Raw genomic sequence first — 18,353 nt, forward strand, 5'->3', positions numbered from 1 at the left:
TTATAAGTATTTTCTTTTTAATTGTTCAAAAAGACTGAATCTAGAATGTTTTCTATTTAACGATTTTAAGCTTTCGTTCCATAAATGAATAGCAAAACTGTTTTCACTTGGAAGTTCTATTATCTCCTGTTTCTTTAGTTTTTTATATAAATTTATTAAAGGTATCTGATACACAGAGACTGTGAAAATGTATCTACTTAATCTATAGCTAATTGGGTTAAACAATGAATGGTTAACTGTGAATTTCTTATTATTATTTATCTCAACTACACTTTTTACAAGGTCAACTCCAACTGCGTAATAAAGGTTATTAATGTTAAATTCTTCCCATTTATTCAAGCATTCTTTTATAAATGGGTGATTTGGAGGAAAGGATAAAACATTTATATTGGCATAGTCACCTTCCGGGATTTCTAAACTAGTAGTAATAATCTCTAGTGGAAGTGTATTAAAGTTTTTTAGGCAAATCACATCCATGTCAACCCACCATCCACCTTTTTTGTGTAAAAGATTTAGTCTAAAGATGTCTGAAAATGGAGCTTTGGAATTTGCCCCAAAGCCTTTTTTAATTTCATATTTATTACTTAAGGCCATGATATCACTTGCATTCATAACAATTGTTCCATCAGGTATACCAGCGACTTCTTCATAAGTATATAAATGAAACTCGTGCCCGTTTTTTAAAAATGATTTAATACATAGTTGTTCACTCACAGATAGTTTATTACCTATCCATAAAGACTGTATAGGTCTATTGTGTATATCTGCTTGCATTAATTCTTTCTAGTAAACCCACATTTAGTGTTTTTTCATCGCGATTAATATGGAACCATCTACGATAGTCATTTATACTTTTAAGTATATCATAGTCGTTCAGTTTCATTAATAAGTTGACTTGATCTTTGATAGGTTTATCTAAGGAAATCAATCCTGGCAATAGTTCTTTTGAAATATTTATGGAGCTAGCCAAATCACCAACTAAGCAGCAACCAGCATATGCACATTCCCGGAATTTTAACAATTCATAGTCAATTTTATTTGGTGTTACTAACATGAATCTGAACTGAGTTAAGTAATCAAGATAATTTTTTCCAATCATTGAGTGCTGTAACCTTTGACCAACATCAGGATATCCTGGATGCTTGAGATATTTAACTTTTCCATATGCCCACAACTTATGATAAGTGTTTATATGAAAATACCATCGAAGCGGATAAGCTTCAGGGGCAAGGCTTCCACTTATCAAAATCTTTTTTTTCCGATTAACAAAGTCAATCTCTGTCTCTTTATCTTTATTATAAGCATATGGAATTGTAAAAATTTTGTCATTACCATGTTTTTGTTTAAGTAGATATTGAACATAGTCTTCACTATAGGTGCTGTAGAAAAAGAGATTTTTATCTGGTTGCAGAGATAATAAATATTGGATGTTAGCATTGTCTATTGCTTCTTCCATACCATCTCCAACTCTAAATATGATTGTATGACAATTTAAATCGATTATTTTATTAAGCAGGGTAAAATCACTAGCTGATATTCTATTATCGACAATAAGAATTTTATCGACTGGGAGGTCAGTTTTAATGTGAGTGGTAGCCCAGTTACGGCTAGCGGCATAGCCTGGTCCAGCATCATCACAAATCATTTTAGAATAATTATAGTGGTTTGACAATAGGTAAAGAAAATTATTAAACATTATAATATGCTTTTAAAATTTTTCTTGAAAGATTATGAAGTTTATAACAAATATATTGTTGTATGCTTAGTTCAGAAACAATTCTTTTGCGATAATGGTTATATTCTGCTATGGTAATCTCCATGTTTTCATTGCTTTTTCCACTCGTACCAAATACTGCTACAGGTAAGTCAATATATTTAACTTTATGAGAAGATAGAAATACTTTTATGTTGAAAATCCAATCAGATATATATAGATACTCAACAGAATATATTCCTAGATCCTTAAACAAAACAGCTTTGTAGAATACAGCTTGGTGGCAAATAGTACCTCTAATTATATCATATTTTTTGATATTTAGTTTTTTAGTTATTAACTCACCCTGAAACTGAATATTTCCATAAATCAATTTATAATTTTTATTTTTTTTTGTAGTTTTAAAAATTTGATATAATATATCCCACAATAAATAGTCATCACTACCCATAAAATAAAGCCATTCTCCTTTTGCTAAAGCAATTCCTTTATTCATGGCATCATAAATGCCATTGTCAATTTCACTATGAATTTTAATTCTTGGATCATTATAAGCAATTGCGATATTTAATGTTTCATCTTTTGACAACCCATCAATTATCAGAATTTCAAAATCTTCAAACTTTTGAGTTAATATGCTTGCTAAACATTTATCTATAGTTTTTTCTGAGTTTAATGTGGGAATTATAATGGAGAAGAAAGTACTTTTTAATTCCATATTAGGCTTTAAAAATTTTATTCACAGAATTTAGCTTTTTAGTTTTATCAAATCTTTAATAGGTATAATGATATTATCAATTGGAAATAATCTAAACCCACTTATTATATATATCACATTCGCTTCATATTTAGTGTCCCATTTTTTTGACAAATTTGTTTTTGCCAACAAAAATTTTAAAAAACTTTTAATGAATACAATCAATCGAACTTTATTAGATATTAATGAGTAGCGTATTACAAGCATGTATTTACTTAAAATTTCTTGGCATTCATCAAATCCGATAAGCAATTTATCTCGATATTCCTCTGTTAATCTAGATTTAGGGATGAAATGAGTAAATTTTAAATCTGATGAATAATATAGTTCATAACCAAGCAATATAAATCTCATGCAAATTTCTGAATCGCCACCAGAACTCAGTAGTTTCCCCTTTCTATCTGATAGTAGTGAAGGCAAGTTTTTGAAAGCTTGTAAGTAAATTTTTTTTTTAAGTACTAAACCACTACCCCACAAAAAGTGCCTATTAGTTACAAAACCTGAACATTCTGCTTGTGATCCTATTGCATAACCACTTTTATAATTATCAAACCAGCTTGGCAACATATCAATATCTGAAACAAAATTACTCTGGCCACCTAATGCACCAATAGCACTATTAGTACTTATGATTTTGTATGCATTATTTAAGTAATCTTTATGTAACCAGTTATCATCATCACAAAAAAGAATGTATTCATATTTTGCTTCAATAACACCTTTGTTTCTTGCATTGCTTAACCCTGGTTGTTCTTCATTAATTATTCTAAAACTAACCGCAGAGATATTATTCCTTTCCCATTCATTTCTAGCTACAATTATTAGATTATCAGTAGAGGCATTATCTACTAGAATAATCTCCCATTGTATAGCTTTATCAACTTTCTGTAATGCCAAATGTTTTATGGTTTCGGGTAGACGTTCTGCGCTATTGTAGCAACACACGACAACAGAAATTCCTTTTAGATATTCAATCATCTTATCAATGATTTTAAAACCTTTTTAAGTGATGGAAGAAATTTTGGCTGTTTCTGTTCACGGATAATTGTTTCTTCTAACCCGTTAAGTTGATTTACTTTACTGTTAAAAAGTTCAGGATGAACGTAGGCGTTTACTGTGTTATTTTCATTCAAGCTAAATTGTTTTATTTTATCTCTTGTTGCATAGATTAACATATTTTGCTTATACCACCATTCCACATTCATATTATCCCAGAATATTGGCCTTAATAAATCTATTGGATAAAATTCTTTTTTCTCGAAAAGGTTTTTCCAATAGGCAGGCCATTGTTCATTAATATGATTTTGTCCTCCTTGATTTGGTATTGCGGCAGAAAACAATATAATGTCGCTGGCATTTGCTAAAGTTTGTACTATAGTTTCCGCTGCTTCTAAAGGTAAATGTTCTACTACTTCTAAAGAGATTGCTAAATCGTATTTTTGATTAAAACTAATTGGTAATGTTAGATCATGTAATCTGAATTCTTCTTCATTAATGAAGAGCTTATCCTGAGTTAAGTTTCCATCTAAACCTATAACTGTTGCACCTAAATCTTTAGCGACTGAAAGCCATGTTCCGGTACCGCAACCAATATCTATTACCGATTTACAATTAAAAAATTCAAAAAGAAAAGGTAAAACTTCTTCAGCAGCTTTGGTATTATGTATATCTGGTGTATGGATGTAATTAGGTTGTTCCATATCCATCATTTTTTATGATATAACAAATGCCTTGTGCGCTGGTATATATTCTGCTGGTTGATGAGATTGAAGATAAATAATCATGTACAGCTCTACTACATCCATCCCAAGCAAAATAATCATCTAAAATAATTACACCATGTGTATTTACTTTTGGATATAAATATTTAAGACAATCCATTGTTGATTCGTACCAGTCTCCATCTAGCCTTAATATCGCAATAGGCTCTTCCATTTTATAAGTAGGCAATGTTTCGTTAAACCAACCCTTAACTAGTTTGAACTCAACACCAGCTAAATTCATCGCTTCAGTGGCAAATTCAATTTCAGCGGTACAATTATTAAAGTAGTTTTCTCCGTTGATATTTCTTTGCCATTCTATTGCTGCTTTCCCATCAATTTCTTTTGCTTTTGGTAAGCCTTCAAAACTATCAAATAGATAATATTTTTTGTGCTTTCCAGCCATTTCAGCTAAGCCCGCCATCATTCCACCTCGCCAAACTCCACATTCTACAATATTGCCTTCAATTGATAAAAATTGATTGCACAGAACTAGATTTTCGGTATATAAATTTTCTGGAATCATGGTGTATGACTGGTATTTCGTATAAATTTTTTGAAATGATTGCACTAAATTGAATTGAACATCATTAATTCTGTGTATTGAGAAACCAAGTTTATTAATAAATTTTTTTGTCCATTTTTTCATTTCTTTAATTAATTATAGTACTATTGGCGATTATAGATCCATTGCTTGTGCTGTGAGGAAAAGTTCTTTTTGACTGGGGAGAATTTATTATTTCGAAAGAAACAATTTCTCTTTGCCAATCATAGGTATGGTCGTTGTGTGGGCCAATCCAAATTGACAGGCTATAATTGTCAGGTATCAAACCATTTAATTCAATTTCATAGGATTTTTTTTTATTTTTTTCATCAAAGTCTATAAAGGGGTCAAGTTTAGGTATTGCTTGTAAAATAGTTGTTCCAAATCCATTCTGAATGTCAAATGCAATAAATGCAGATGCAAAATTCCCGTCAGAACCAGTTGTAACATCCATTACAAGTTTATGATAAGGCTGGCTACCCAATAGCTGTATTTGAACTTCATATATATGTGGATTCTTTTTAATGGTTTCACTTTTCCAAATATTATTTGTTTCACTAATATAACTTTGAGAATATTTCTGAACTGCCCCGGTTACTTTACCTCTATAATTAACGAATCCGTTTTGTAAAACAATTGCAGATTTACATAGCTCAATAATACTTCCCATATTATGGCTCACAAATAACACCGTCCTCCCTTCGCCTTTGCTCACTTCACCCATCTTTCCCAAGCACTTTTTCTGAAACTCCGCATCACCGACTGCTAACACCTCGTCAACAATTAAAATTTCAGATTCTAGATGAGCCGCCACAGCAAAAGCCAGCCTTACATACATGCCAGATGAATATCTTTTAACGGGTGTATCTAAATAACGTTCGATGCCTGCGAAATCCACAATCTCCTCCAATTTGCGTTGGATCTCTTTTTTGCGCATGCCTAAAATGGCACCATTGAGAAAGATATTTTCTCGTCCAGAAAGTTCAGGATGGAAACCCGTTCCCACTTCCAGTAAACTGGCAATTCTACCTTTCCCAGAAATCCTTCCTGTAGTAGGAGCGGTAACCTTACTTAAAATTTTTAACAGTGTACTCTTGCCAGCTCCATTCCGACCAATAATCCCTACAGCATCACCTTGTTCGATTTCGAAGTTGATGTCTTTTAAACTCCAAACCACATCACTTTCACTTTTGGTATTCTGATTGTTGCTTTCACCAATCCTTAAAAATGGATCTTCTTTGCCCCGCATGCGGGCATACCAGCGCTCCAAATCACGACTGATCGTTCCAGTTCCAATCTGGCCCAGCTGATAAGCTTTGCTTAAATTTTCTACTTTTATTGCGATGTTTGACAAGGTTATGAGGTTGAGGTTAAGGACTAAATTAAGGATAAATAGTTCTTAAACTTTTAATCAGCTTGTTAAGTTCAAAATGTATTTGTTCATTAAGTACGATTAAACTGCTAACTTTTTGTACATCAAAATGCCCTACTTTTTGTCCATAAATAAGTTGGTTTTTTGATTCTAATAAAGATCCTCTAGACGTTACATAAAATCTTTTTTTATCGAGATTTGTCTCCCTTCCAAAACCTTCAGCTAAATTATCCGAAACTGAAACGGAAGATCTTCTGATTTGGGAAGTTAGTGCGTAATCTTCTTGCTTAGGTAGATCAACCGTTAATTTAAATATTTCAACAGCATACTCCATAGATAGTTTCCAAACAGGCATTTCAGTGAAATCGTAATACATTGAGGTTGAAGGTTAAGATTTAGACTAAGGCTTAGGTTAAGGTTAAGTTTAATGTTGCGGTGTAGGCTTTATGTTTACCAATCTTAAAATTTAATTTCAGCCTTGGTCTCAATCTCAATTAGGCCTCAACCTCGATCTCAACCTCATTAAACCGTATCCACAAAATTCCGTTCTACTTTATTAAATACCACAACACCTATTAGAAGCAATGCAAACGTAACTCCGCAAGCATAGCCTATACTCCCCCAGCTAAGACTTCCTTCTCCCAAAAAGCCATAGCGAAAAGTTTCGATGATGGGGGTCATGGGGTTATATTCTATAATCCATGCGTAGGCTGGGTATTTTTTAAAAGCTTCGGATAGGGGATAGATTACCGTCGTCGCATACATCAAGAGCTGTACTCCAAACGTAACTAAGAAAGCCAGATCACGGTATTTAGTGGTCATGGCGGAAATAATCATTCCTGCGCCTAAACCCAATAAAGCCATCAATGCTACAATGATGGGAAATAAGGAAATTGCCCAAGTCACATTGAATGCTGCACCTACAACAAAATGATAATAACCCATCATTAAAAGGAATAATAGCATTTGCACCCCAAAACGAACTAAGTTGCTTACCACAATACTGAGCGGCATAATGAGTCTTGGAAAGTATACTTTGCCAAATATCCCCGCATTATCTTTAAACACCGTAGATGTTTTGGTTAAGCAGTCTGCAAAGTAATTCCATGCCGTTATACCCGCCATGTAGAATAAAGGTTTGGGTAATCCATCTGTGGAGATACCAGCGAGGTTTCCAAAAATAAACGTGAAAATAATCGTGGTAAACAGCGGCTGGATAAAAAACCAAAGCGGGCCTAAAATGGTCTGTTTATAAAAAGAAACAAAATCTCTTCTTACCAATAGCCACAACAAATCTCGGTAAGCCCAAACCTCATTCAATTTCAAATCAAATAAAGAAGCTTTTGCTTCAATGGTCCAACTATGTTCTTCTTTATGATCCAAAATTAATATCTAATTCTATTTTTGTTTCCGTCGTCCTCTCGAACAACATTTTTTATGTTGGAGAGATCTCATTTTGCAATTTGTCTTTCAAAGATCTCTCCTGTGCCTCGTTCGAGATGACGGGTTTACCAATGAGTTTATGCAGGGGCTGAGGTCAGCAATTCCTCCACTTGCTCTACATACCTTTCAAAGCCAAAATGTGTTTCAACCATTTGCTGTCTTTGAGCAATCTCATCTTCAGTCAGTGGTTGTGCCAAAAGCTGAATTAATTCCTGATAAATTGCGTCGCTATCTTCAGGATCTACTAATAAGCCTAATTCTCCATCTAATAAAGCATCTCTGCTGCCATCTGCATTACCTGCTAAAACCTTACATCCACTGGCAATTGCTTCTAAATAAACCAACCCGAAGCCTTCACCCTTGCTCGGCATGGCAAAAACATCAGCCAGTTGATAGAGATCCTTTAATTCTTGATCATTTATATAGCCTGCTAAAATAACATGGTCTTGCAGTTTGCAATCTTGAATAAGCTGTAAAACTCTTTGTTTTTCTGTTTCATCGGCTTTGCCAGCAATAATGTATTTTACCTTTGGAGATGTTTTGATTACATCCTTTAAAGCCAATAAAACCATGTCATAGCCTTTGTATTGTTCCAATGATGATAATCTGCAAACGGTTAGCACCACTTGATCATCTGTGGAAATCCGATATCGATCCTGCGTATTGGCCTTTAAGCTTTCCGTCGAAGAATAAGAATAGCTCCGCGGTAAACTGTTATTCAAAATTTTGATGTCTTTATTTTGAACATGGTTTATTTTTTGAAGCTGTTCCGCTGTATATCGACTTACTGCCCAAATTTCAATTCCGTTTAAAAATTCCCGTTTCCATTTTGCTAAGGGTTTCCAAACTTCAATGCCATGCGCAAACAAAATAATCCGTTTTCTAGGGCTCAATTTTCTGATCAGCTTGGCAAAGGGTAGAAGGTGAACGTGACTTAATATAATGGTATCGGCGGTAAAAGCGTTTTTTAATATTGCTAATCCAAGTAAAAATTTGTTGCCGTTAAGGCCTTTATGATTGCTAACATTTTTTAAGTCGTGCAGTGATAAAGTCAAATGACCTTTGATTTTATGGATACTTTTCAGTTCCTCCATAACCTCGATAAATGTTCTGCAGACCTTTTCAATGCCACCTGTTAAACTATAGGTATACAAGCTTAAAAAAAGAATCTTTTCGTTTTTCAATTATTATCGCTTTTGGCTATCTGGTACAATGCAAAAGCTTTCGACCAATGCAATTTCCCTGCTTTGAATTTTCTGATCAATTGAAGGGTATGCCCATCATAACTTTTTTCATTTACAATTTTTTCGTTCTTTAAAAACCATTGTTGCAAAGGGAAAGTAAAACCCATTTTAGGTCGGTTCCAAATGGATTCTGGAAGTATATATTTAAAAGCATCGATCAACAATCCTTTTGGGCGGACTGGAAACCTTTGTTGATTTGCAATGTTGTGTATTGTTGCTAAAAAATCCTGATCTAAAAACGGTACCCGAACTTCTATGCCATGATGCATGCTCATAAAATCGGTGTCTTTTAAGAGTTGATTCTGCATAAATAGGTGGGTTTCCATCCACGCAATTCTTTCTTCTCCTTCCAATAAATCAATCGACTTGTTAATCGGGAAATCTTCCAACAACTGATCAATTCTTTTTTGATCAATATTTAATATTTTGGCAATGGCTTGAGGCGTGAAAAATCCCCTTAAAAAAAGATACTCCCCAATTGGGTTTTGGTAACTTAAATAGGAAATTCGCTTGAGTTTATCATGAGGGATATATGCCGATAATCTCAAAAGAGAACGAGGGGTGCGTTTTAACCTTTTGATTAATTTCACTCTTTTGAAAGAAGGATATCCACCTAAAAGTTCATCCGCACCAATTCCAGAGAGCACCGCTTTTAAACCATCAGCTTTTGCATATTGCGTAACAAACCAGGAATTAATGCCGTCATTTGTCGGCTGATCCATGGCTTCCAAAATTTGATCAAAGTTTGCTGATAAATCTGCTTCCTTAACCTGGTAACTATGATGCGCTCCATTAATTTGATCGGCAATTATTTTTTGAAAACGTTCCTCCGAATAAGCTTCCTCTTCAAAATTAATAGACAAACTTTTTAAGTTTTTTCCAATGCTTTGATCTGCCAAAAGGGTGATAATACTGGAGTCAATTCCTCCGCTCAAAAATACACCAAGTGGCGCATCTGCAATCAAAGTTTGCTTTACAGCATGTTCCAATTTCTGTGCGATCAATTGGCTTGCTTTCTGCTGATCAAAAACCGTTTTCGGCTTGAGGTCTTCTTTAAATGAAGCTATAAAGAAGTTATTTCCTTGATGATCCCATTTTAAGAAATGTCCAGGATCTAGTGATTCCACTTCCTGCAGGGTAGTGAAGGGATGCGGGATGTGACCGAAAGCCAGGAAATAAATTTTCCAATCAGGGTTTTCTTCAAAAGGATAGGAGCATGCTTTGAATGCTTTTACTTCAGAGGCGAAAATTAAACGATTGTCAGCCGCTGTATAATAAAGTGGCTTGATCCCGATTTGATCTCTCACCAAAAAAGTGATTTGCTTAACTTTATCGTAAATGGCAAAAGCAAACATTCCAGCGAACTTTTTGAAGCTTTCCACTCCCCAAAATTGATATGCAGCCAGGATTACTTCTGTATCGCTTTGGGTATTGAAAATTAATCCCTCAGCGGTTAATTCCTTTTTTAATTCGAGATAGTTATAAATTTCCCCATTAAAAGTGATGGTTAAATTTTTATCCGGGTCACTCATCGGCTGATGGCCATTTGTGGTAAGGTCTATCAAGGCCAATCGTCGATGGCCAAACTGCAAACCCAATGCAGGCGCTGCAAAAAAACCTTCATCATCTGGCCCGCCATGTTTCATGCTGTCGCACATCAGCTGAACATCTCTAAAAAGTTGTTCAGGATTTTGGTTTTGATCAATTATACCAGCGATACGACACATTAAATTACGATGTACGAATGACGATTTTAGATTGAGTTAAGCTTATTCTTAAAACCACGAAAGATGATGGCCGAACACAGCTTCGCCCTCTCAGTCACATTTTTTTTTTGTAAAAAGGAACTGATTAAGCTAAGATGCTGTCTCACTTAAGCGCAACATCTTTTTATGTTTTCTAAAACCAAACAGTTTATGCTAACTGTTCAATTTATTGATTTTATATCTACTGCCCTGCGATGCCTTCCACTGTTTCTACTACGAATAATTCCATCAGCCTCGTCTGCATTTTACCTAACAGAAAGCCCTTCATTCTAGCTCCCTCTTTTTCAGGAGAGGACTGTCCCGACATTTCTTCGGGAGCGGGGGATGAGGTTTTTTTTCTTTCCCTCAAGGGTTATACGGCGTAAAAGACAGATTGCCGCGTCGTTCCTCCTCGCAATAACGACTTTTAACATTTTCTATACTTAAATCGGTTCCACAAATGCCATCGAGGTATTAATTTCAATGGAATATCCGATATTATCTAAACGTAAAATAATACGTTGTTTATTGTGTACTGAAACCATTTCTGCAATCATATCTTTAAAAGGTCCAGCTTTAATCAGCACTTTCTGCCCTGGTTTAATCTCATGGTCGAAAACTTCCAACTCTTCGTCGGTAGCCAATAATAACTTCAGTTGATCGATTTGCTGGTCGGGCATAGAAGCTATTTTTCCAGAAAAATAGAGAAACCTTGAAATCCCGTTCGTCATTAAAACTTCGCTATGCTCTTTAGTTGAGATATGGACGAAGAGATAGGATTTAATTAAAGGCTCTTCTATGATTTTTTTCCGGTCGCTCCATTGTTTTAATGTTTTTTTTAGTGGCAGATAAGCCTTAATGCCTTTGCGCAGCAATTCATCATAAGCTTTTTTCTCAGCTCTTGATCGCGTATAAACAGGAAACCATTTATAGTTTTGATCAATCATAAGCGAAATCTAGATTGAAAGTTCCGATCATCGTGGAGAGTTGATCCCGATTACTGGAAGCTACGATAAAAAAAACAGAATAGATCAAAGATTGTCCTTGTAAGAAAACTACAAGGGTTCTTAATTTGTAGATATAAGAAAAATTTAACCAAATGGGACGAGCAATCATCAATGAGATTGTGGTTTATAAATTTTAATTTGTCAGGAGCAATATAGAATCAAAACTACTCAATTCTAATGTTAAAACCGTTTTTTTTCTTCTTAAATTATTGCGAAATGTCAATTAATATTTCTGGATTGTTGATCGATTTCTTTAAAATCAAATGAAACGAATTTTAAAGAAATAGGGCTTGCTGAAAAAACGCCAATAGATCGGTGTGCATAGACAGTGCTTTGATGTCATTTATCTACCACGGAATGTTTTCTATTGTGCAATTCCAATTGGTCTGGTTGCCAAAATCTTCATTAGATCTCAAACTACTTTTTCTTCCAAAACATCCACCACTTTCTATTTTCGTCATCGTAATATCCAGAACCTGAATATCCAGAATAATCAGAATAATAGTAGGTACTGTTGCCGCCGCCACGAGAATAATCTGTTGTATAATAGTTAGCATAAAGCGCATCATCGCCGAATGCATTCAAAATGATCGCTAAATTACTCAATCCATATTCTCTCGATAAACGCTCGGGAATGTTAGCGGCTCTTTGTTGTGAAACTCCAGAACGAATCACAAACAAGTTAATATCAGAAGACCGGATTAATGGAATGGCATCAGAAACCAAACCAACTGGTGCGGTATCTACCAAAACATAATCATAATCGGCTTCCAGTTTTTTTAGTAAATCTTTCATCGCCGCAGTGTGCAGTAATTCTGAAGGATTTGGAGGAACAGGTCCGGAAGGGATAAAATCGATATGATGAACTTCATCATGAATCATCACCTCTTCTAAGCTAGCCTGACCGGAAAGCAATGAACTCAATCCTTTTTTATTGTCACTCCCAAAAGCCTTGTGCAATTTAGATTTACGCAAATCGGCTGCAACCAGGATCACTCTTTTCTCTATCAAGGCCAAAGTACTGGCAAGGTTAATCGTAACAAATGATTTCCCTTCTCCTGAAATTTCTGAAGTGATACAAATGACCTTGCTGGCCTTGTGGTTTGCCAGAAAACTTAAGTTCGTTCGAACTGATCTCACCGATTCTGCAAAAACAGATTTGGGTTTTGATAACGAAAGTGCTTGTCTGCTATCCTGGTCTATATAATCTGGAAATTTGCGGATCACACCAATGATAGGCGTATGCGTCAATCCTTCAACAGTTTCCTTATCGTAAATGTATGGGTTTAAAAAACGAACCAATAAAATCAAGCCAAAACCTGAGGCCAAACCTAGCATAAGTGCTGTGCTGTAAGCTTTGCTGCTGTTTGGAGAAATGGCATAGTAAGAAGGGTAGGCCGGGTTTACAATGGATGCACCCGGAACAATAGCTGCGGCGTTCATCTCCGCTTCGAGTTTCTTTTCTGATAAATATGATCTTACTTTATTGTTTACTTCGAAGTTGGTTTGCAGTTTCACAAAGTTTTGCTCCTTTACCGGGATAGTGCTCATGCTTTGGGTAACCCCTGCAATTTGATTATCGATGTAGCGGATAGTGGCCTCGTTATTTTTACGCATGCCCTGAATGCTGCTTCTAATGCCCGATTTTACATTAGCGATCTGTTGCTCCACCTGTTTAACGGGTTGCGATTCGGGGTTAAATTGATTAAGCTTTATTTCCCTATTAGCTAGTAATGTATTGAGCTGCGTAACCAGTGCGCCCAAGCCTGTACTTAAATCGCCTTCTAAATCAACCCCAATTTCTACTTTATTTCGGTTGTTGTTGATCTGTTCCTCCAACTGTTTAATGCCCAGCAATTTAAGATTGAGTTCTGTTTTCTGTTTTTCAAAGTCTGCAAGTTTCCCTACTGTCATCGCAGTAGAGGAACTCATGTCGACCATTTTATTTTGTGTTTTATAATTGGCTAGGGTACTGCCTGACTTTCCTGCCTCGGTATTGATAAAACCGAGTTGATTATCAATAAAATCTACCGTTTGCCTGGCCGATCTTCTTCGCTGAATCACATCATACTTCACGTATTCCTTCATGATCGCATTTAGAATATCTGCAGCAAAAACGGCATTGGCATCCGTTTGGCTCAAGCTCATTACGTTGGTAAAACGGGCAGCCTCACCTATGTTTAAGCCGCCCATTGCACGGCCTATAAAATCTTCTTTGCTATTAAATTTGAATTGGTAGGTGCTGTTAATCGGGATTTTGTCTTTAATCCGAAAGGTCATATTTCCCATATCTATGCTCTGTCCGTACTTTATGGTCGATTTGGCATCCTCATTATCAGCTGAAGAAATTTGAAAACTTTGATTGTCAATTCCTTTGACCGAATATAGTGATCTGCCAAAATTTACGCTGTCTTGCTTAATAATTTCGATAACGAAAGGCACATTTGGGTAAAGCTCCGTGGTTCTCACGCGGCCTTTTAAGTAATAGCTGATTTTATAATCAAGCGTTTTAACAGCATTTGCAATCACTTCATTACTGCGAATGGTAAAACTCTCTGCCTGAATTTTGTCGGTGTAGTTATAATTTTGCATGGCTGCCTGGCCACCTGTGCTAATAGCAGGATTGCTATCTTCTAATTTTAATGATGCACTGGTTTGATAAATGGGAGGGGTGTACCATAAATAAAGCCATGCGCCGCAAAGCGCAACGGTTACGGTAAAAGCAACCCAATACCAGCGACTTAAAAATACCCTGAAGATTTTATAGAAATCAATACTTTGGCTTACAGCCTTTTTCTCTGGCACTAACTCTGTCAATGTATACTGTTTTAGATTGTTTGGGACAAAAAGATAATGTGATAAAGATAAGCGGTATTTTTTAAAAGAAGTGATGTTGCTGCAAATTTAACAGCAAATTAAATTTGATATTGCGACAAGCGCAACGTCGTTTTGGGAGGTTGTATTATAAAATAATTTGCCACAGACATTGTCACGGTGAGCTTGTCGAAGCGCTATTGCAGGCAATTCAATGCGTCCTTCGACAGGTTCAGAATGACATATCTTACCTATGATAAAGCAAAAAAAAATGGAAACAAAGTTTATGATCGATTAATAATCAACTACAGAATAATGAACAGGTAAGCTATACAACTGATGTTTCCGCTGTCTTTCTAGCAACAGGCTGTGGCACTTTTACATAGTATCCGGTTCCATCATATGGGCGTTTACGCGGATTTGTAGTACAAGCTGTGGAACAGCATCCTTGTAACTCTTCGCCGCATTCATCGCATTGCGTAATGTGCTCATTACACTCTGGATTAGCACAGTTGATCATTTTAGGTGTGGTTTTTCCACAGTTATAACAAACTGAAACCACAGTTGGATTAACCTCATTAACGTCAACGGCAATACGGTTATCGAAAACATAACATTTGCCTTCAAAATCCTTTCCGCCAGCTTCTTTGCCATATTTGATAATGCCACCATGCAATTGATACACATCGTTAAAACCATGGTGAAGCAATAGCGCAGAAGCTTTTTCGCACTTAATACCGCCAGTGCAATAGGTTAAAATCTTCTTGTCTTTATATTGGGCGAGCTGGTTAATCTGCTCCGGAAAATCTCTGAAATTTTCAATATCAAGGGTGATGGCATTTTTAAACTTCCCTAAATTATGCTCATAATTTGAGCGAACATCTAGAATCACGACGTCTTCATCATCTTTCATTTTCATGAATTCTGTAGGCTCCAAATGTTTTCCTGTTTTCTCATTCGGATTGATGATTGAAGTATCCCGTAAGCCAGAATGAACAATCTCCGATTTATAACGGCAATGCATTTTCAGAAACGATGGTTCTTCCACCTCATCAATTTTAAATTCTGTTTTTGCAAAACGCTCATCTGCATGGATGGCTTTCATGTAAGCCTCACATGATTCGGGGCTACCAGAAACAGTGCCATTCAAACCTTCATCAGCCACTATAATACGGCCAACTAAATTCAATGATTTACAAAATTTTAGGTGATCGGCAGCAAATTGTTCTGCCTCTGCTATGTAACTATAGCAATAGTAAAGAAGTGTTTGATATTTTTTCATAACGCTATTGATACCGTTGCAAACGGCGTTTAAAGCGGGGCAAAGATAATAAAAAAAGGCAGAAGGTAAAAAGGCAAAAGATTGAAGGAAAACCATCAACCTTACTACTTTCAACCTTTTACCTTTTAAAAACCGTACGCTATTCTAAATCCTTGAGTCAATTTTGTTGGGCCATCATAAGCAAAACCATAACTCACTCTTAGTACCAATCGTTGTATACCGAAATAAAATTCCTTATAATTTCTTTTTTCAGGTGATGATAAATAGCCTCCACCAATAAATTCCTCAAGCTTCGCTTTGCGTAATAATGGTACTTTATTTAAGAAAAAGCCTGCAAAATTGTGCTCAACATGGGCCTCAAAATATTGTTGATTGGTGCTAAACTGATAGAAATCGAGGTACTGAAACTTCCTTAAGTTTGGTGGGAAGATAGTAGAAATGTTACCGGAAAAATGTTTGTATTCCGGGTAGTAAACCTTGTCATTATTTAGAAATTTTCCGGCACCAACAAGGAAGGAAGTATAACCCCATAAGCCTAAACCTATCCGGTCTTGCGCTATTTCAACTTTAGCAAAATCATAATCAATATCGCTACCCAAAACACCATTAAATCCTTTTTTATACAGCACTGTAATTTTAGGGAAGTTAGATTCGGTATAAAACTTTCCATCAGGGCGGGTAATGTATTTTTGCCCGATGGTATAGGTTAAACTTGCCGTTGCGCTAAATGATTTATAGGTAGGAAAAAGTGGTATTTCTGCATTTGGAGAGAATGGATTGTTTGAGGTAAACTCCCTGTCTTTCGCATCAAAAAACTTAAAATTTGTACTGTTGGTTAAGGTGTTGCTTTTACTATAATCTGCACTTAAACTGGCCTGCAAACCGCTGGCCAACTCTCTTGTGGTATATAAACTCACAAAGCTTTTTTCGTAAAATTTCGGGAAATTCTTTTCATAAAGTAAAGAGTTAATGGTATTTCCCAGAGGGGTCATCGAACCCAGGTTATTTAAATCAAAAATTCCATTACCGAAAGAGCCGCCAAAAGAGGCACGTTTCAATGGATCGTAATAATAATTTCCGGTTAAGCTTCCGGTTAACTTTTTGTTGGCAAAACCGTATCTCAGCTCCGGTCTGATGGAATAGGAGCGTCTATTTTCGAAATCCTGGCGATAAGTTACCCCATATTTAATGGCAAATCCCTCCACGGTATTATAAAAGATGGATTTTAAAACAGGATCAAAATTTAAATAGTGCTTATCGTAGCGATCGTTTTTACTATAGCCCCTGAGTAATAATTTAGTGATCTTAAACTCATTGTTCTCTTTCTCTAACGAATCCAAATAAACTTTCGACTCTTTCCGCTTAGCAATACTGTCTTTTTTGATATAGTTTAGCTGCTCATCCGGGGTCAAGGGAATAGGGCGATTATTGATCCAGTAAAGGGAATCTTTCTTATTCACCGCTTTGGTAATCTTCAATATTTCTCCATTGAAGCGGTCTTTAGGAAACTTAGGGTCGAGATCATAATTGCTGTAAACGCCGACAAAATAGCCCGCAAATTTAAACCCTAAAACGCTGCCGGCGAACTGAAAATTGATGTTCGTTGGCATATAAGTGTCTTTAACTTTCGTGAATTGCTGATTAATATTTAGCGTGTCAATAAAATTGATACCTGATTTCTCCGTCAGGTAAACATCCGTATTGTAAATTCTCCAGCTTTCATCTATAATATAAATGTAGCCTCTAAAAACAGGATCGTTTTCCCTTCGGGGAATCACTTGAATTTTATGAATCAATTCGCCGTTTTCTTTGGATTCGCCAACCAACTTATATTTGTAGTAAAAAAGGGCATTATCAGCAATAGGCGAAATAAAACCTCTTGCACTGAGCTTGTTTTCCAGTAGATAATTATCATAAAAATTGATAATTAAATCAGAAGCCTTATTAAAACTGAAAGCATTATTTCTTCCGGCCACTTTCGAAGAAATCATTTCTTCATGAACATCGTTAGGTCTGCGGAAACTAAATTTACTGTTTGATTCAGAAAGGTAAAGAATCCCTTGTCGGTTCGAATCCAATTCCATAACCTTTTGAATATCTCTGCCCATAAATTTCTTGGGTGCGCCTTTTAACCTTTGTACGCCCTTGATATAAACATCGCAGGTAAAGGCATTTACCTCTTCTAAATGTGTTTTGCGCTGCTTTATGGCTTTTCTAATAATCTCAAATGCAGGGTCTTCGGCATTGCCTTTAATGGTTACATTTTCAAGGGTATAACTTTCAGATGCCAGGATCACGTCGTGGTTAATGGTTTCCGATAACTTTACCTTATAATCCTGTTGTTTATAACCAACTGCCCGGTAGCTTATGATATGATCACCTTTTTCAAGTTTAATAGCGTATTTCCCATCAACATTTGCCGATGTTCCGGTAGTGGTATTTTTAATGTAAACTGATGCAAAAGGAACTGGTTGTCCGCCTGTATCCTTAATTGTTCCGCTAACCGTATATTGTTGTGCTATTGCCAGCTGGGTTAAACAACAAAGAAGGATGAGTGCGCAGAGTCGGGTCATGTTTATTAGTTAGTAAGCTATAAATATCGAATAAGTTTTAACACTATACACATAGTGGTGTGTTAAAGTTTGTTAAGTTGAATAAAAAATAAGCTTTT

15 protein-coding genes are annotated in these 18,353 nt (G+C 35.7%); all 15 read right to left on the reverse strand.

The features are described from left to right. The gene (locus ACZZZK_RS18650; RefSeq protein WP_463485443.1) at positions 1-774 is read right to left on the reverse strand and encodes a glycosyltransferase; all 774 of its coding nucleotides are present in this window, start codon (positions 772-774) and stop codon (positions 1-3) included. After that, complete coding sequence (locus ACZZZK_RS18655) at positions 752-1,696, reverse strand: hypothetical protein (protein WP_463485444.1); 945 nt, start codon at positions 1,694-1,696, stop codon at positions 752-754. The genes ACZZZK_RS18650 and ACZZZK_RS18655 overlap by 23 nt, the downstream gene beginning before the upstream one ends. Beyond that, on the reverse strand, positions 1,689-2,432 hold the full coding sequence (locus ACZZZK_RS18660; RefSeq protein WP_463485445.1) for a glycosyltransferase family 2 protein: 744 nt from the start codon (positions 2,430-2,432) through the stop codon (positions 1,689-1,691). Before ACZZZK_RS18660 ends, ACZZZK_RS18655 begins: the two co-directional genes overlap by 8 nt. A 30-nt stretch (positions 2,433-2,462) precedes the next feature. After that, positions 2,463-3,449 (reverse strand): glycosyltransferase, encoded by a 987-nt coding sequence (locus ACZZZK_RS18665; protein ID WP_463485446.1) that lies wholly within the window; start codon positions 3,447-3,449, stop codon positions 2,463-2,465. Further along, positions 3,446-4,171 carry a class I SAM-dependent methyltransferase gene (locus tag ACZZZK_RS18670; RefSeq protein WP_463485447.1) on the reverse strand — a complete coding sequence of 242 codons (726 nt, stop codon included), beginning with the start codon at positions 4,169-4,171 and terminating at the stop codon, positions 3,446-3,448. Before ACZZZK_RS18670 ends, ACZZZK_RS18665 begins: the two co-directional genes overlap by 4 nt. After that, positions 4,158-4,880: a TylF/MycF/NovP-related O-methyltransferase gene (locus tag ACZZZK_RS18675; RefSeq protein WP_463485448.1), complete on the reverse strand. Its 723-nt coding sequence runs from the start codon at positions 4,878-4,880 to the stop codon at positions 4,158-4,160. The genes ACZZZK_RS18670 and ACZZZK_RS18675 overlap by 14 nt, the downstream gene beginning before the upstream one ends. Positions 4,881-4,884: 4 nt before the next feature. After that, entirely contained in the window at positions 4,885-6,129 is a 1,245-nt protein-coding gene (locus tag ACZZZK_RS18680; protein WP_463485449.1) for an ABC transporter ATP-binding protein, read from the reverse strand. A 28-nt stretch (positions 6,130-6,157) separates the two neighbouring features. Next, on the reverse strand, positions 6,158-6,523 hold the full coding sequence (locus tag ACZZZK_RS18685; RefSeq protein WP_463485450.1) for a four helix bundle protein: 366 nt from the start codon (positions 6,521-6,523) through the stop codon (positions 6,158-6,160). Between the two features lie 146 nt (positions 6,524-6,669). Further along, entirely contained in the window at positions 6,670-7,530 is an 861-nt protein-coding gene (locus tag ACZZZK_RS18690; protein WP_463485451.1) for an ABC transporter permease, read from the reverse strand. A gap of 137 nt (positions 7,531-7,667) precedes the next feature. After that, entirely contained in the window at positions 7,668-8,774 is a 1,107-nt protein-coding gene (locus tag ACZZZK_RS18695; RefSeq protein WP_463485452.1) for a glycosyltransferase family 4 protein, read from the reverse strand. Beyond that, positions 8,771-10,561 carry an asparagine synthase (glutamine-hydrolyzing) gene (gene asnB / locus ACZZZK_RS18700; RefSeq protein ID WP_463485453.1) on the reverse strand — a complete coding sequence of 597 codons (1,791 nt, stop codon included), beginning with the start codon at positions 10,559-10,561 and terminating at the stop codon, positions 8,771-8,773. Before asnB ends, ACZZZK_RS18695 begins: the two co-directional genes overlap by 4 nt. A 461-nt stretch (positions 10,562-11,022) precedes the next feature. Beyond that, the gene (locus ACZZZK_RS18705) at positions 11,023-11,526 is read right to left on the reverse strand and encodes a UpxY family transcription antiterminator (RefSeq protein ID WP_463485454.1); all 504 of its coding nucleotides are present in this window, start codon (positions 11,524-11,526) and stop codon (positions 11,023-11,025) included. A 477-nt stretch (positions 11,527-12,003) separates the two neighbouring features. Further along, the gene (locus ACZZZK_RS18710) at positions 12,004-14,403 is read right to left on the reverse strand and encodes a GumC family protein (RefSeq protein ID WP_463485455.1); all 2,400 of its coding nucleotides are present in this window, start codon (positions 14,401-14,403) and stop codon (positions 12,004-12,006) included. Positions 14,404-14,728: 325 nt separating this feature from the next. Beyond that, the gene (trhO, locus tag ACZZZK_RS18715) at positions 14,729-15,682 is read right to left on the reverse strand and encodes an oxygen-dependent tRNA uridine(34) hydroxylase TrhO (protein WP_463485456.1); all 954 of its coding nucleotides are present in this window, start codon (positions 15,680-15,682) and stop codon (positions 14,729-14,731) included. Positions 15,683-15,807: 125 nt separating this feature from the next. Then, a complete protein-coding gene (locus tag ACZZZK_RS18720) occupies positions 15,808-18,255 on the reverse strand; it encodes a DUF5686 and carboxypeptidase regulatory-like domain-containing protein (protein WP_463485457.1) in 2,448 nt (815 codons plus the stop codon). Positions 18,256-18,353 lie beyond the last annotated feature (98 nt).

The sequence above is a fragment of the Pedobacter sp. AC163 genome, from assembly GCF_979258665.1.

What these genes read in the sequence shown, in the direction of transcription:
- asnB (WP_463485453.1), bottom strand. Translation starts at nt 10,561, where the DNA reads ATGTGTCGTATCGCTGGTATAATTGATCAAAACCAAAATCCTGAACAA.
- ACZZZK_RS18720 (WP_463485457.1), bottom strand. Translation starts at nt 18,255, where the DNA reads ATGACCCGACTCTGCGCACTCATCCTTCTTTGTTGTTTAACCCAGCTG.
- trhO (WP_463485456.1), bottom strand. Translation starts at nt 15,682, where the DNA reads ATGAAAAAATATCAAACACTTCTTTACTATTGCTATAGTTACATAGCA.
- ACZZZK_RS18670 (WP_463485447.1), bottom strand. Translation starts at nt 4,171, where the DNA reads ATGGAACAACCTAATTACATCCATACACCAGATATACATAATACCAAA.
- ACZZZK_RS18705 (WP_463485454.1), bottom strand. Translation starts at nt 11,526, where the DNA reads ATGATTGATCAAAACTATAAATGGTTTCCTGTTTATACGCGATCAAGA.
- ACZZZK_RS18660 (WP_463485445.1), bottom strand. Translation starts at nt 2,432, where the DNA reads ATGGAATTAAAAAGTACTTTCTTCTCCATTATAATTCCCACATTAAAC.
- ACZZZK_RS18665 (WP_463485446.1), bottom strand. Translation starts at nt 3,449, where the DNA reads ATGATTGAATATCTAAAAGGAATTTCTGTTGTCGTGTGTTGCTACAAT.
- ACZZZK_RS18675 (WP_463485448.1), bottom strand. Translation starts at nt 4,880, where the DNA reads ATGAAAAAATGGACAAAAAAATTTATTAATAAACTTGGTTTCTCAATA.
- ACZZZK_RS18655 (WP_463485444.1), bottom strand. Translation starts at nt 1,696, where the DNA reads ATGTTTAATAATTTTCTTTACCTATTGTCAAACCACTATAATTATTCT.
- ACZZZK_RS18685 (WP_463485450.1), bottom strand. Translation starts at nt 6,523, where the DNA reads ATGTATTACGATTTCACTGAAATGCCTGTTTGGAAACTATCTATGGAG.
- ACZZZK_RS18650 (WP_463485443.1), bottom strand. Translation starts at nt 774, where the DNA reads ATGCAAGCAGATATACACAATAGACCTATACAGTCTTTATGGATAGGT.